The sequence below is a fragment of the Mahella australiensis 50-1 BON genome (genome assembly GCF_000213255.1).
Classification (GTDB): domain Bacteria; phylum Bacillota; class Clostridia; order Mahellales; family Mahellaceae; genus Mahella; species Mahella australiensis.
This window is the reverse complement of record NC_015520.1, coordinates 2,811,452-2,828,021: the sequence shown is the minus strand read 5'-3', so window position 1 is coordinate 2,828,021 and position 16,570 is coordinate 2,811,452. Positions and strand designations below refer to the sequence as shown.

Sequence of the window (16,570 nt, the reverse complement as noted above, 5' to 3'; positions counted from 1 at the left end):
AGGTTAATTATATGTTTATATTACTAAAGCGATCTGTGGGGCGTTGGATCTCTGCTATATTGGCGGCGGTGTTCTTGATAACAGTGTTCGGCGTACCGGTTGTGCCTGCTATCAGCGCCAAAGCCGAGGGTTTAGCCGATTATTATGTGTCGCCCGATGGCGACGACTCCAATCCGGGTACGTTGGAGGCACCCTTTAGGACCATCGAAAAGGCGAGGGATACGGTGAGAGCGGCTATTGCAAATGGCATGACATCGGATATAACCGTTATGCTCCGCGGAGGTACATACTATCTTGATTCGACGGTGACATTTGATGAAAGGGACTCCGGTAGGAACGGTTATAAGGTCATATACAAGAACTATCCCGGAGAGGAACCGGTGCTCAACGGTGGTACTCGTATAACCGATTGGGAACCATACGAAGGCAATATATATAAAGCCAAAGTAGGAGAAGGCACGACAGATGTACCGGAACAGCTCGGCGATGAAATGCTCGTCAACGGAGGATTCGAAGATGCCATGGCACAGTGGATAGTAGAGAAACCGTGGCCGGTCGATCCTCAGGACATTGCGGAGATAAGCACGAACGAGGCCAAGTCGGGCAGTCATAGCCTGCATATTAATGAACCGCGCGCCGACGGAAACGGCGCTATGGATACGTTTCAATGGGTTGATGTGGACACAACAAAGACCTATCGATACACATTCTGGGCCAAATATGTATCGGGGAGTGCGGGATTTCGCATAATGCAGGCTAATGCTTCGGGGCAACAGGTTTCATTTAATGGATTTCAACTGGATAAAACGGCAAACGACTGGAAGATGTATGCGGGGACTATAGGACCGGCGGGAAGCGGCGCAGATATAATATGGAATGCCAATACGGTGAAGATAAGATTTGAACTGAGGAACTATCCGTTGGATAATAATTATAGAACGGTTGTAGGCGAAGCGTATTATGATGATGCTTCCTTTAAAGAGGTGCTTTCCAAAGGCGGGCCTGTGTATGAAGGCATGTATTTTAACACATTGTATGAGAACGGAGAGAGAAGTTGGAAAGCCAGGTATCCCAATATAGGCGACGACGGTAAGAATGTTTTCAAAGATACGCAGGGACCGACCACAAATACTCAATTCCACTTTACCGAAGGAGATATACCGGCGGTCGGTGATATGAGCGGTCTTCAGGTATATCTTTCCCAGGATTCCGGTTGGAATGCGGGGATATATGAGGTGAAGAACGTTGATTATGCCGATAGAAGCGTAACGCTTAAATATCCTGCAAGCTCTATTCCCGCGCAGTCGCGTTATTATATCCAGGGGGCGGTGGAATTTTTGGATCAACCGGGGGAATTTTATCTGGATAAAGCTACCGGTACATTGTATTACTGGCCGAGGGAAACCCCTATCGAGCAGCAGATAATCGAAATTCCGCAACTAAAGACGATTTTGGAGGTAAAGGGGAGTTCGGAGCAAAGCCCGGTACATGATGTCATATTTAATGGTCTCACGATTGGAAACACTGATTTGGTTGACAATTATTATTTCGGTGGTATGGCTAATTTACAGCAATTAATACAAACTAAAATGAGTGCAGTTTGGATGGAAAATGTGCGAAATATTGAAATTATAAACTGCCGATTAACTAATATTGGTATGAATGGTATACGGTTATTCGGGCTTGCTCAGTATAACGAAATTAAAGGGAATCAGATATGTGATATCGGTGGGGCTGGTGTATTTTTAGAAGGTCCATGTTTGCGTCAGGGTACAATAAATGATCTAACTGCTAATTCGATTAATGATCATAACCTTGTATCAAATAATCGGATTTTTCGTACGGGTTTTTTCAATGCGTTTGACGGATATGGTATCATTATAGTCGGCAGCGGAGACAATATTATCTCTCATAATCGGATTTATGATACAACCAGAGGAGCAATTGAACTTTACGATGATTGGATGAGAACTCTAGGAAAGACTGCAGCAGACGGTACAGTTGTTACGAGAGAAAATGTAAAGACTTATACGCACACTCGAAATAATATTGTGGAGTTTAATGACATTTTTGATGCTGTAACTGAAGCGGGTGACGCAGGCCCTATCTATGCCTATCATACTGGAGTGGGGAATATTATTAATAACAACTGGATACATGATATTAATGGTTATGGGAAATATGGAACAAATAACATAAACGGAATATACTTAGATGCCTTAGCGGATGGATTTACAGTAACCAATAACATTATTTCTAATATGAATGAAGAAAACAGAGATGTTCCTATTTCAGCGATAATGGACAACATAATAGAAGGAGGACAAGCACAGCTGGGCGATAACCTATATAAAAACAACTTAATTGTTGATAATAAAAATTTGAGAAGAGGATTTTGGATACGACAATCGCCAAATGCCGTAATTGAGAACAACGTTCTCTGCGAAGTAAATCCTATTTATCACTTGGAGCATGGACAACCGCAGGACTTAATTAAAAAAGCAGATAACAACGTGTTTTTCAATATTAGTGATGAATATAAAATAGAGGGAGTGGCTAATGTTTCGACAATTGACCAATGGAAGCAGATCAATGAGGGAATTTTCGACTCAAATTCCATTACAGCAAATCCTGAGTTTATTAATCCAGATGAGCATGATTACAGGTTTATATACGACTCTCCCGTTTATGCACTAGGTGTTGAGGATATCGATTTAAAAGATATCGGTCTGACAGAAGATTTTCCATTTACTGATCAGTCTGACAAACTGGATAGACTATATATACATTCCGAACAATCGAACAATAAGTCGTGGACGCCTCTTGCTTTGAATAATTCATTGCAGTTGAAGTTATTAGGGCGAACAGTTGATGGGTATATAGCTGATTTGTCAGGCGCAGATATACAATATGCTAGTGACGATGAAGGTATTGCGGTTGTTGATAAACATGGATTAGTAACGGCCATAAGCAGAGGTATAGCTCGGATTACTGCGACGGTTAAGAAAGGTGGGATAACAAAAACAAGCAGTTTCGATATTTTGTCTGGGTTTGACTATGCAATCAACACTAATTTAATCGAGCAAAATCAACTGGATTTAGAACAGTTTGTTTCAAAGACACTAAGAGATTGTTATGATCCGGATTCTTCTATTGTATCGTATAGTAGTGATAATGAACAGGTTGCAGTGGTGGATGATCATGGTGGCGTTACAGGAATACAACCTGGGATAGCCAACATACTTGCTTCTGTGACCACTAGCGGGGTTACCAGATATGTTCATATAAAGATAACAGTTATCAAAAACATTCTGAATGAAGTTTTGGTAAGCAGTATGGAGCCGTTAACAGTTGGATCTTCAGCTCTACTTGATATCAGAGGGATCATGCTGGATGGAAAGGATGCTAATTTAGCGGAGGCAGGGATTTCTTTCAGCAGCAGCGCCCCAGAAATTGCTACTGTAAATAGTGATGGTCTGGTTACGGTTAAAAAGCATGGCAGAGCTATAATTTCAGCAGAGGTAACATTGGGCGGGATTACAGTATCAGGTTCAATGATTATTATGAATCGAAATGCATATGAGTCTATTGAGGCTGTCATTTATGATGACATCAAATATCCGGTTTCCGCTATGTCGGATCCTCCAATTATTTGGAACACTCAAGGGAATGGCTGGGTATGTTATAATAACGTTGATTTTCAATATGGAGTATCAAAATTTATTCTCAATGTGGCAGTGAGCGATGGATGGGCCGGGGGTCGCGTGGAAATAAGGCTTGATGCTCCCGACGGGCAACTGATAGGCACGATGGTTGTGCAGTCTACCGGTGGATTCCAGAATTATCAGACGCAAGAGGTATCTGTCGATACGGTCACGGGCGTTCATGGTTTATACCTCGTATTTCCGGATAAAGCGGGCGGATCAAGCGGCAATTTCGATTGGTTCAAATTTGTGCCAATACCGGACAATGTGTCGCCGGTAACAACCACCGAAATAGTGGGGCAGCAGGGTGAGAATGGCTGGTATACATCCGATGTAACGGTTACATTTGCAGCGACAGACGATGTATCCGGCATTGCAAGAACTGAATACAGTATGGACAGCGGCCAGACGTGGGAGACATACAGCCAGCCCATTGTTCTGACAGGAGATGAGCAATACGTGATCATGTATCGCTCCGTCGACAAGGCCGGTAATGTCGAAGAGGCTAAGACTGTGGCTTTGGCTATAGACAAGACAGCGCCGGCATTCAACCTGACGGTTAACGGAACATCATTTGAGGATGCTTCTGTATTTGAGGATTATCAATTTTTAAGCTTCGCTGTTGAAGCTGAGGATAATCTGTCCGGCATAGCAATATCATCTGTTGTTGTAGATGGTGAGCCGTATCAACCGGACACAAAAATGGATTTCGCGGGTAAGCTGGGACAGCATAGCATCGCTATTGTCGTAGAGGATAAGGCGGGAAACACCACAGAAGCGAACCTCACATTTGAAATAACGACCAGCATTGCTTCTATGCAGGGGTTGCTGGACCGCTATAAAGCATCGGGGGACATAAAAAACCCGTTGTTTATGCAGCTCAGCAATGATCTAAAGCAAGCCGAGTTCTTTATGGACAAAGTAGAAGAGCAGCTTGGAGCGGATAATGAGGACGGGGACAAAGGCTTAGGAATCGGACACAGGATAAAAGACTTGATAGAAAAGATACGGGATAAAGTCGAGCAGAAGCTTGCGGAAGCCAATCTGAAAATGGCTGTAAAGGGCATGGAGGATTTCAAGAATCATCTTAACAACAAAGCCATGAACAGGTTCGTATCGGAGGGTGCGAAGACGGCTCTCAATGCTGATGCCGATGCATTTATTGAAGCGTTGACGAAAGAATAACAAGCATAAAGATAAATGGCGTTGTTCAAAAGAAACAGCGCCATTTATCTTTGTTTCATATGATGATATAATATTGTTATCGATTTTAGACAACAAATGAATGTATTTTGTATTGATGGGGGTTATATCTGATGCCCTATAAAATCATTATAGTGGATGATGAGGATATTGTACGAGAGGGATTAGCCAATTTTGTCGATTGGCAAGCAATGGGATTTGAAGTAGTTGCTCAATTTGCCGACGGTAAGCAGGCGTTGGAATATGTGGAAAAAGCGTCTGTGGATGTTGTATTGACCGATATAAAGATGACCTTTGTATCCGGCCTTGATTTGGCGAAATACATCTATGAAAATAAGCTTGACATAAAAGTAGTGCTTATAAGCGGCTATAAAGAATTTGATTTCGCAAGGCAGGCGGTTGACTATAAAGTAGAGCATTATCTTCTGAAGCCTATCGCATTTAATGAAATAACTCGTGTTTTTAGGCAAATAAAAGCCCAGTTGGATGAAGAAAATGAGAGAGAAAGAAGAATCGAGCAGGAGCGCCGTCAGTACCAAGAGATTATACCTATTTTGCAAGAGCAATTGTTCACAGATATAATAACGGGAGTGCTTACCGACAAACAGGAAATAGAAAGGCGTATGCGACTTTGTAAGATAGATATAAACCCTGAATCAAACATATGTGGGCTTATCCTGCTGGAAATAATAGGATTCGATGAATATATTCAAGATAAATGGGAATATGGCAAAGACGGTTTTTATACAGCTATGCACAATTTTGTGCGAATTGAGGATAATGGCATACGCTGTTTTCCCGTATATAATATCCATAACTATGTGCAGATGTTGGTGATAGCTACGTACGCAATGGACGAAGCGTCGTTTAAACATGCGATAGAAGATACTTTTGAAAGCGTTAAGCAAGGTATCAAGGCTATCTTTGGTTTAGAGACCACCGTAAAGCTGCAGTATGTGTCCGGTAGCCTATTTGAACTGTCATCCGGTGGCAGGGCGTTGTTGTATACACATGCAAATGAGGTGAACGACTACGATTTAACCGGGATGCTCGACAGAGAGAAGCTTTTTGTATCGTGCATAGAGGCGGGCGATTCCGATGGGGTATCAAACTTATTCAATGGCTTTTTAAGCGATATTAAAGATATGGGTATAAAAAAGATACGCAGCCTTATAATCGAGTTGTTTGCCACTATTCGTGACAAGCTTAAGGATGCCGGTATCGATATGCGCATTTTGGATCAAGGTGGTATTAACTACGATACCATATTGTTGCTGGACGACGTCGATAAAATACATTCGTGGGGGCAGAACGAACTGTACCGAATCGTAGAATTGGTGAGACAAGTCAAAAAGACTCCCGAACAAAATACCATAGAAAAGGCCAAAAGATATATAAACAGAAATTACAACAAAGATATATCATTGGAGAACGTAGCCGATCACGTATTTTTGAATCCCGTATATTTCAGCCGCTTTTTCAAGCAGCAAACTGGCGAGAATTTTATCGATTACCTCGTAAGAGTAAGGATGGAAAAAGCAAAGGAAATGCTTAGGGATCCGAGGCTTAAAGTGCATGAAATAAGCGAAATGGCAGGATATAAAAATACCAGATATTTCTCAAAATTATTTAAGGCTTATACGGGTTTTACACCGTCGGAATTCCGATCAAATATATTGCGGGAGAACAGATACGATTGTGAGCAATAAAACGGAAATATGGCGCTATATCAAGAATTACAAATTTAACAGCATATTCGTGAAGAACTTTATACTTGTTTTACTGCTCATAATATTGCCGCTTGTGGGACTAAGCATCGGGGTGTACGGCTACTATAATAACCTTATGCAGGGTGAAATGCGAGAGCTTAATGCTAATGCGCTGTCGAAAGTCAGGGATATGGTAGATGTAATGATTCGGGAGACCGATAAACAATCCCTTAATATAGCATCCGATCAGGATGTGCAGTGGTTTCTGATGTTCCCTATGGACTATGCTTCTGCAGATGATATTTATAATAAGACGCAAGCAGTGAATCGCAATATCAATATGGTAGTCAACTCCAGCGACTATATAGATTCCATATACATCTATTCTGAGAGGAATGATTTTGTGCTGAGCACAAGGGGAAATGGTACATTAAGCGATTTTTATGACAAAAGCTGGCATACAAGTTATACTACCAACAAGAACGATATGTTTTATTGGAACGAATTGCGCCAGGGGGCCGACGCGACAGGTGTAATCCATAAATACATTTCGATATATAGGACCATTAATCCGTTTGACCGTAAGAGCGAAGGGACTGTTGTTATTAATATAAACGTGGAAAGATTGGGGGGATTGTTCGGCAATGTAACGCCGGAACGCTTTGAAAATGTATTCATGGTGGATGCGGGCGGCAAGGTGTTGTATAATAAAGATCCTGCGGTTATGGGCAAAGATATCAAAGCTGTAACGCCTATTGAATATCCTGGTTCCGATGGTACTATTTCTCGTCCTATTGTTGATATAAATGGCATAAAAGAAGTGATTTCCATCGTGCCATCCGAATATAATGATTGGACGATGATATCGATTGTACCACTATCGCAATATGAGTATAAGATCCGATATTTGCGTGCATTTATGACAATTATAATAATGATATGTATAATCATAGGAGTTGTATTATCGTTTTTTGCGGCGATTAGGATTTTCCGTCCAATAAAGGATATCATCGTATTAATGGAAAAACCAAGCGAATGGATGCAATCTTCTAAAGGCACAAATAATTCCGACGAATTTAAGTATATCGCTGACAACATTATGAAAACCTTAGACGAAAATCAGGAGATGGGAAAAGAGCTGGAACGGCGTCTGGAGCTTTTGAAAAGTGCTCAGGCTTTGGCGCTGCAATCGCAGATCAGCCCGCACTTCCTATATAACACATTGGAAACTATAAACTGGATGGCAGTTAGATTAACGGGAGGCCCAAATGAGGTATCATCTACGGTGGTGGCTTTATCTCAGCTATTGAGATTGAGCTTTGAAACAGAAGGTAATCTTATACCGATAACTGTTGAGATAAAGCATGCTCAACGATATGTGGATATTCAGCGGACGAGATATAATGATAAGTTCGATGTCTTATGGTCGATAGCCGATGAAATAATGGATTGTAAAATATTAAAGATCACGCTTCAGCCTCTTATAGAGAATGCTATATATCACGGTATAAAGCCCAAGACCGGTAAAGGCATGATCAGCATAAAGGCTTATAAAATGGGGGCTGATATAATCATCGAAGTCGCCGATAACGGCATAGGCATACCGCGCGATGAAGTAGTGCGGCTGAATACCGAATTGAGTGGCGATTATTATGCTAAAGAAGGCCAACATATTGGCTTGAGGAATGTAAATCAACGCATAAAGCTGATGTTCGGGCAAAAATATGGCATAACTATAGAAAGCGAACAGAATGTAGGAACAACGGTGTGCGTATTGATCCCGATCGTTAAATAGATAACCGAGTTAAAAAATAGCTACAAAAGTATAAAAAATATACATTCTGTTAGTTTAAAGTGCTTAATTTTATAGCGCATTATGTCAAATCTATATCATTTACCATGTCGCGTTAAAGAGTTATAGTAATTATTGTTGAAGCAATAGATGATAGATGCGGAATGTGGTTAAGAGAACAACGTAAGATATATGACATATTAATTCATAGAAGACGGAGATGAAATATGACAGGCGTATATAAGCTGACTTTTGGAGAACCGGAATCGATTACACCGACAAAATATAAGGAAATATCGAAGATAGAGCTCTCTGATGCAACAAAATTCAATATAGGCTCCATTAACTTTAAAAAAACTTTGAGAGGATGCAGATTGGAGATTCCCTTAGAATTTGATGAGGAGGTTTACGGTTTTGGGCTTCAGTTGAATGGATTTAACCATAAAGGCAGTAAGAAGATGATGCGTCCCAATGCCGACCCTGTTTCGAACAGCGGTGACAGCCACGCACCCGTACCTTTTTACTGTACTAATAAATATTATGGCATTTATGTTGATACAGCAAGATATGCAGAATTTTATTGTGGTTATGGTAAAAATAAAAATAGACCGGCAGTTCCGAACAATACAGTCATTACGAATGCCGAGGAGCTTTATAAAAAGACCGGATATACGGAAAAAACAGTAATGGTAATAGATATTCCTGTGGCCAAAGGAGTGGATATCTATATATTTGAAGGTGAAAGCATTACTGATGTTGTGGCAAAATACAATATGTTTTCCGGAGGCGGATGCATGCCGCCATTATGGGGACTTGGCGTTTCGTACAGATGCAATGCGAAATATACCGATAATCAGGTTATTAAAATGGCAGATTATTTTAGAGAAAGGAAAATGCCCTGCGATATTATCGGGCTTGAACCCGGGTGGCAGAGCAGTAGCTATTCATGTTCTTACGTTTGGGATAATGAACGCTATCCGAACTATAAAGAACTAATACGTTACTTGAGGAATAGTAATTTTAACATTAACTTATGGGAGCACGCATTTGTGAATTCGATTTCGCCATTGTATCAAAAGTTACACGACTTTAGCGGTACATATGAGGTTTGGAAGGGTATAACCACGGACTTTGCAGGTGAGACAGCAAGAGATATCTTTTCCGAATACCATAAAAATAAATTTGTTGACGAAGGAATTACAGGTTTTAAGCTCGATGAATGCGATGGGAGCGACTTTACCGGAGGTTGGTCATTCCCAAACTGTGATGAATTTCCATCAGGTGTTGATGGAGAACAAATGCACAGCTTATTCGGTATTCTGTATCAGAAAACGATACTAAAAGCCCTGGGCAATCAAAGAACATTTTCAGAAGTGAGAAATTCGGGAGCATTTGCTGCCCCATACCCTTTCGTGCTATATAGTGATCTGTATGATCATAAGGTCTTTATCAGAGGGCTAGCAACAGCGGGATTCAGTGGTTTATTATGGGTTCCGGAACTAAGAAGAGCAAAGAATAAAAAGGATTTGTTGAGGCGTCTTCAGACTGTGGTATTTTCGCCCAGAGTAATTATCAACGCATGGAATACTGAAGAAGCCCCTTGGATTAAACTGGGAGCAGGAGACGAAGTGAGAGAGCTGCTTGAATTAAGAATGTCTCTTGTTCCTTATGTGTATTCTGCTTTTTATAGATATCATAAGCATGGTGTACCGCCTATTAGGGCTTTGGTAAGCGATTATTCGGATGATGAAAACACCTATAACATCGATGATGAATATATGTTCGGGGACAGCATGCTGGTAGCTCCGATGACCGTTGACGAGGACAAGAGAATGGTGTATTTGCCCGGTGACGCTTGGTATGATTTTTGGACAGATAAAAAGTATGAAAGAGGATGGCATGAAGTACAAACCGACAATATTCCTGTTTATATAAAAAAAGACTCGGTAATACCCTTGGCGGAACCTATGCAATATATATCAAAAGATACAGTGTTTCAAATAACTTTAAAGTGCTATGGCGACAAAGGTAAAACCGTACTTGTCGAGGATGACGGAGAAACTCATGCAACGCGGTATAAGGAAATAGAAATTGATTTCAACGGTTTCAGAGAGGAAACTCAAAGGTATGAACTCAAGAGAATACAGTGCTGTGTGTGATACGGATATATCGAAAATTTTATATTCGGAGGCGTGATGATGAAACCTGTAGATGAAATGAGCATAAAGCTTGACAGATATAAGCGATTCTATAATTCAAAAGAAAAGGGTAATATTTTAATTGTGGCAAATTACAAAACCGATGATACCATAGATATTGACTTGAGGGACTTTGATTTCTCAAGTAAAGATGAGCATAAAAGATATTGGGATGTTCTGATCGAAAATACGGAGCGGATAATGGAAGACCGTAGAGGACTTGATGACGATCTGATTTACGGGATAACTCTTCATTATGGTTTTGGGGCTTTTGGCATGGTTTTTTGCGACACGGATATTTCATTTACTGATAACACAAGCTATATGCACCCCGTATTAGATGATTGGGGTAAATTGAGGAGTCCATTATACAATAAGGATAGATTCTGGTCCGAGATTTTCATTGAAGCAGGGAGGTATATTTCTGAAATGGCTGCCGGACGCTTTATGGTGAAGCCGTTTCCCAGTCCGAGTCCCCTTGATGTGGCAAATTTACTAAGAGGTAATGAGTTGTTTACGGACTATTATGAACATCCTTATGAGTTAAAAAAATTATTGGAACTGGCCGTTCCTGCAATTCTCGAAAACTATTTCAATATACACGAAGCAATAAACAATCCTTGGGGAGGTACCTTTACTTTTGGCAAGTGGATTCCTTCGGGCATACTTATACTGGAAGACGCTGCAGACATGTCTTCGCCGACTCAATACCAAGAATTCGGCGCTCCATATACCAGTAGAGTTATAAATGCTGCGGGTGGCGCATATATTCACCATCATTCTTTGGCTCCGCATCAATATAAAAACATCGCTGGGTTGAATGGTGTCTGGATTGAACAGATTTCCTCCGACCCAAGACCCAAAAGGCCTGTGACAGATTTGGGATATTTATTAAGTCAGGTTGGAGATATTGCAGTGGATATTGAATGCGTGCCCGAGGAGGTATATATGTATATTGACGAGTTAAGAAAGGGGAGATTTATATTAACTGTCAGTTGCAGTAACAGAGATGAAGCGGAAGAAGTTATTTCCTTCGTAAGGGACCATTCAAAAATCAAGTAATGGTCATTGTGATTGTTAAATAGATAACGGGTTAAAATATCGCTACAAAAGTATAAAAAATATACATCCTGTTAGTTTAAAGTGCTTAATTTTATAACGCATTATGTCAAATCTATATCATTTAATATCGATCGTTAAGCAGATATAATAAAGCTATCAAAAAATCCAATATATTTTGAAGGAGGAGTATCTTATGAGAATGATAAAAAAAATCGTAGGCTTTTCACTTGTATCTTTGTTGATACTGTCGCTTTTGTTATCAGGATGCGCTAAAAAGGAAGCTTCGACCGATAACGGAAAACCTGCAGGTTCCGAGGGCACACCATCTTCGACGGGAAGCGATGTGGCCAAGCCGGAAAACCAGCCTGTAACGCTGACGTGGTATCAGCCTATCTCGCCGCCTCCGGATCTGCAGATGGTAGAGGATGAGCTCAATAAACAATTGAAAGAGAAGCTTCCCAATACCACACTCAAGCTAGAATTTATAGATCCAGGTTCGTATGTCGATAAAATGAATATGATGATGAGCGCCCAGCAAGAGATGGACATAGTGTGGACTTCGAATTGGAGTAACCCTTATGTCCCCAATGTCATGAAAGGGGCATATAAAGCTATCGACGACCTCGTCGATAAATATATGCCCAAGACAAAAGCTGCCATGCCGCAATATGTATGGGATTCGGTTAAAGTGAACGGTAAGATCTACGGCGTGCCGAATTACCAGATAATAGCCACGCCTTGGGGAATCAGGGTTGTAAAAGAGTTGATGGATAAATATGGCCTGGATGTCGATAATGTTAAAAAACTGGAGGACCTGGAACCGTTCTTTGAAAAATTGAAAGCAAATGAACCCGGCATCTATCCAATAAGCGTGGGCACTAGTAAAGGCGGCAATAATTTTAGACAGGTAATTCCTGAACTTGCTAAATATGAAACCATAGCCGGAGCGCCCGAATTTGTAGCATGCGTTGATAGAACCAACAATGATTTAAAAGTTGTTAATGAATATAAGCTGCCCGAATATAAAGAATTTCTCGCGTTTGTAAGAGATTGGTATGAAAAGGGGTATATAAGGCAGGATATAGCAAGCGTTACTGATGAGAGCGCTGATGTGAGAAATCATAAATATGCCGTTTTCGTACCGGTAGTGAAACCGGGTGGGGCCGTAGAGATGAGCTCAAAGGATGGAATAGAGTATGTTGAAAAAATACTAACAGAGCCGTGGGTTCCGCAGGCTGGCGGTCAGCCGACTATCAATGCCATCAGCAGTACATCCAAAAACCCGGAAAGGGCTGCTATGTTACTGGAATTGGTCAATACCGACAAAGAGTTTTTCAATACACTTTGTTTTGGTATAGAAAATGTGCATTATAAAAAGATACAGGATAATCCCGTGATAGTAGAACCTGTACCGGATAGCAAGTATAATCCCGGAGTGGATTGGAGATTTGGTAATGTATTCAACGCGTATTACAGGAAAGGGCAGCAACCGGGAACATGGGAAGAAACCGATAAACTTAACCGGGAAGCCAAAGTATCGCCTATGCTTGGATTTACATTGAATCCGGACCCCATTAAAAATGAGATAGCCGCCGTTACATCGGTGGTGAATGAGTATAGGATATTGGAAAAGGGCGCTATAGACGATTGGGAAGCGAAATTAGCGGAATTCCAAGCCAAGCTTGATACTGCAGGGGCGGAGAGGATCGTGCAGGAAGTACAGAGACAGCTCGACGAATGGAAAAAAACAAAGTAATCATATAGAAGATCAAACATGTGGGGGCGGTTGCCGGTAGGCAATTGCCCCCGTTATAACAAAGACATATTTTATGGGGAGGCATGGATGTGCGGCAAAATAGCGTGACATTAAAAAAATCTGTAAATAGTACGCGGCCGGGCAAAGGACTGTTTAAGGATATAAAGAAGAATGGTGAACTGTTGCTCTTAAGCGCGCCGGCTGTAATACTTCTGTTTATTTTTAATTATATGCCTATATATGGCATTATACTGGCTTTTAAGAACTATAGATACGACCTTGGTATAATGGGAAGCCAATGGGTGGGATTCGATAATTTTGAATTCTTTTTTAAGTCTCAGGACGCATGGAGGGTTACAAGAAATACCGTTGGATTAAATGCGCTGTTTATTTTTGTGGGCCTTTTTTGCGCAGTGGCATTTGCTTTAATGATGTTTGAGCTCCGAAACAGGATGGCTGTGAAAACATATCAAACGGTATTTATACTGCCATCGTTTCTTTCATGGGTGGTAGTGGGGTATATGACGTATGCGTTTTTAAATCCCAGCCTCGGCATATTGAATAAGGTGCTTGAGATGCTTGGCAAAGAATCGATATCATGGTATACCGAGCCGTCATATTGGCCGATGATCCTGGTTATAGTGCATATATGGAAGGTTGTTGGGACCGATAGCATAATATATTACGCGGGTTTGATGGGCATAGATAAGGAACTGTTTGAAGCCGCAAGGATCGACGGGGCCAACAGATGGCAGATAACCACCCGTATATCGCTCCCGTCGCTTGCGCCTCTTATAACTATAATGACTATATTGGCAATAGGGCGTATTTTTAGGGCCGATTTCGGCATGTTTTACAATCTTACCATGGACTCCGGCATGCTGTATAGCACCACCGATGTTATAGATACGTATGTATATAGGGCATTGAAATCATTGGGCGATGTGGGAATGTCATCCGCTGTCGGCTTATATCAGTCGGTGGTGGGATTCGTCCTGGTCATGGTCACTAATGCTATAGTAAAAAGGATAGAACCGGATAATGCGCTGTTTTAACAATTTTTGCAGAAGGAATGTGAGACAAAGATGAATAAGACGAATAAGGTTAGTATAGGCCCAACGTTGATTTATATATTTTTCAGCATATATGCGATAATATGCCTTATACCGTTTATAGCGGTGGTGTCCATATCTTTATCGGGCGAAAAAGATATAGTGGATTTCGGATACAGCCTTATACCCAAAAACGTTGATCTGTCGGCATATAGATATATATTTTCGGACCCGACGCAGCTTATAAGGTCATATGAGGTTACTATATTCGTAACGGTTATCGGGACAATTTTGAGCGTGCTTTTTATGGCTATGATTGCGTACGCCTTGTCGCGTAGCAGCTTTAAGTATAAAAGCCCGATCTCATTCTATATATTTTTTACGATGTTATTCAACGGCGGATTGGCGCCGACATATATACTCATCACGCAATATCTCCATATGGCCGATACTATATGGGTACTCATAGTACCGGGGCTTATAAATGCCTGGCATATCATACTGCTGCGCACATTCTTTCAGAAGATGCCGGAATCTATCATAGAATCGGCTAAGATGGATGGCGCGAGCGAAATGAGGGTGTTCTTTCAGTTTATGCTTCCGTTATCCACGCCGGCTTTGGCTACAGTTGCGTTTTTGGGCGCTATGGGGCGCTGGAACGATTGGTTTACGGCGTTATTATATATAAACAAACCCGAACTGATGCCATTGCAATATTTGCTTCAGAGGATGTTGTCGAACATACAGTTCATGCAGCAGCTCATGGACAATATGCCGGCCGCGTTCATAAATGCTGATTTGGTCCCTTCCGAATCCGCTCGTATGGCTATGGCCGTGGTGGCGGCCGGGCCGATGCTGGTTGTGTTCCCGTTCTTCCAGAAGTATTTTGTGGAAGGGCTTACGGTAGGCTCGGTCAAAGGATAGAAAATGGGGTATTACTGTTGGATTTAAAGAATTATTTGCTTATAGATGATTATCAATTAAAGCGATTCGAACGGATATATGCTCAATATAAAATGCTTTATGAGGATCCGGATAATTGTTCGCCTATGATCATTGTGGATGTATCTGTTGATGGCTTACCTACATGGGAAGAGCGCTTGGCCGATCCGCTTATTATGCTTAAGGCTGAACTGGACACCTTGAGGCCGCATCTGGAGATTGGAGATGACTGCGTGCCTACCGTTAGGGTGCAATTCGGTACGGCGCAGATACCTGCTGCTTTCGGCTGTGAGTTGGCTATACCTACTAACAGCCTGCCAGCAGCTAAAACTCACGTAATAAAAAGCTCAAAAGATGTTTATAAAATGAAAAAGCCGACGCTTAATGCTGGCTGGTATGGTAAGCTTAAGGAATATACCGAGGTGTTCCTTGAGAACCTATCTATTAGTATCCATATACAACATCCGGATGTACAGAGCCCTTTTAACAATGCCCACCTTATTCGAGGTAACGACATATTGCTGGATTTCTACGATGATCCTGATGCTGTAGACGCGTTACTCGATCTTGTTACCGATTATATGGTCGATCTAATCCCATATCTTAAGCAGATGATCGGCGGTGATAAGGAATGGTTTTTTGATTGGGGGGCACTGTGGAAAGGGACAGCGCGTATCAGCAATTGTTCTGTGCATATGATAAGCCCCGAATTATACAAAAAGCATGTGCTGCCGCAGGATATAAGGCTAATGAGGGCTATAGGGGGCGGTAGGGTGCATTATTGTGGTACGTCGGACAAAGTAATCGATGAGTTCTTTAATATCGATGAAATCAGCGGCCTGGATTATGATGGCAAGTATCACGACCTGTGGGATTTGTCTGAAAGAGCTCCTAAGCGCTTAGCCCTTCTACAATATGTAGATATTAAATCACCGGTAGGACAGCGGCTTATAGCCGGTGATTGGCCGAAGAAACGGAATATTATAATAACCACGTCGGCTGCATCGATTGAGGAAGGTAAGGAAATCTTTATAAAACTAAAATCCAGCAGCAACGGTTAAGAAATATATTATAACTATTCAACTATCACGCAGGCTTGACAACGATTAGCTCTCGGTTCATGTATTTCGGGTATCGTGAAACTAAAGCTTG

The 16,570-nt window shown here is 41.4% G+C and carries 9 protein-coding genes; all 9 read left to right on the top strand.

Features of this window, described 5'->3' with window-relative positions; translation table 11 throughout:
- Positions 1-11: 11 nt before the first annotated feature.
- On the top strand, positions 12-4,889 hold the full coding sequence (locus MAHAU_RS13295) for an OmpL47-type beta-barrel domain-containing protein (RefSeq protein ID WP_013782239.1): 4,878 nt from the start codon (positions 12-14) through the stop codon (positions 4,887-4,889).
- A gap of 131 nt (positions 4,890-5,020) precedes the next feature.
- Entirely contained in the window at positions 5,021-6,616 is a 1,596-nt protein-coding gene (locus tag MAHAU_RS13290) for a response regulator (RefSeq protein ID WP_013782238.1), read from the top strand.
- Positions 6,606-8,411 (top strand): sensor histidine kinase, encoded by a 1,806-nt coding sequence (locus MAHAU_RS13285; protein WP_013782237.1) that lies wholly within the window; start codon positions 6,606-6,608, stop codon positions 8,409-8,411. Before MAHAU_RS13290 ends, MAHAU_RS13285 begins: the two co-directional genes overlap by 11 nt.
- Positions 8,412-8,635: 224 nt before the next feature.
- Positions 8,636-10,567 (top strand): TIM-barrel domain-containing protein, encoded by a 1,932-nt coding sequence (locus tag MAHAU_RS13280; protein ID WP_013782236.1) that lies wholly within the window; start codon positions 8,636-8,638, stop codon positions 10,565-10,567.
- A gap of 36 nt (positions 10,568-10,603) precedes the next feature.
- Positions 10,604-11,668, top strand: a complete 1,065-nt coding sequence (locus MAHAU_RS13275; RefSeq protein ID WP_148258439.1) for a uroporphyrinogen decarboxylase/cobalamine-independent methonine synthase family protein — start codon at positions 10,604-10,606, stop codon at positions 11,666-11,668.
- A 193-nt stretch (positions 11,669-11,861) separates the two neighbouring features.
- Positions 11,862-13,424, top strand: coding sequence for an ABC transporter substrate-binding protein (locus MAHAU_RS13270; RefSeq protein WP_013782234.1), 1,563 nt, complete (start codon positions 11,862-11,864; stop codon positions 13,422-13,424).
- A gap of 89 nt (positions 13,425-13,513) precedes the next feature.
- Positions 13,514-14,479: an ABC transporter permease gene (locus MAHAU_RS13265; RefSeq protein WP_013782233.1), complete on the top strand. Its 966-nt coding sequence runs from the start codon at positions 13,514-13,516 to the stop codon at positions 14,477-14,479.
- 30 nt (positions 14,480-14,509) lie between these two features.
- The gene (locus MAHAU_RS13260) at positions 14,510-15,400 is read left to right on the top strand and encodes a carbohydrate ABC transporter permease (RefSeq protein WP_013782232.1); all 891 of its coding nucleotides are present in this window, start codon (positions 14,510-14,512) and stop codon (positions 15,398-15,400) included.
- Between the two features lie 17 nt (positions 15,401-15,417).
- The gene (locus MAHAU_RS13255) at positions 15,418-16,479 is read left to right on the top strand and encodes a uroporphyrinogen decarboxylase family protein (RefSeq protein ID WP_041644163.1); all 1,062 of its coding nucleotides are present in this window, start codon (positions 15,418-15,420) and stop codon (positions 16,477-16,479) included.
- Positions 16,480-16,570: the final 91 nt, after the last annotated feature.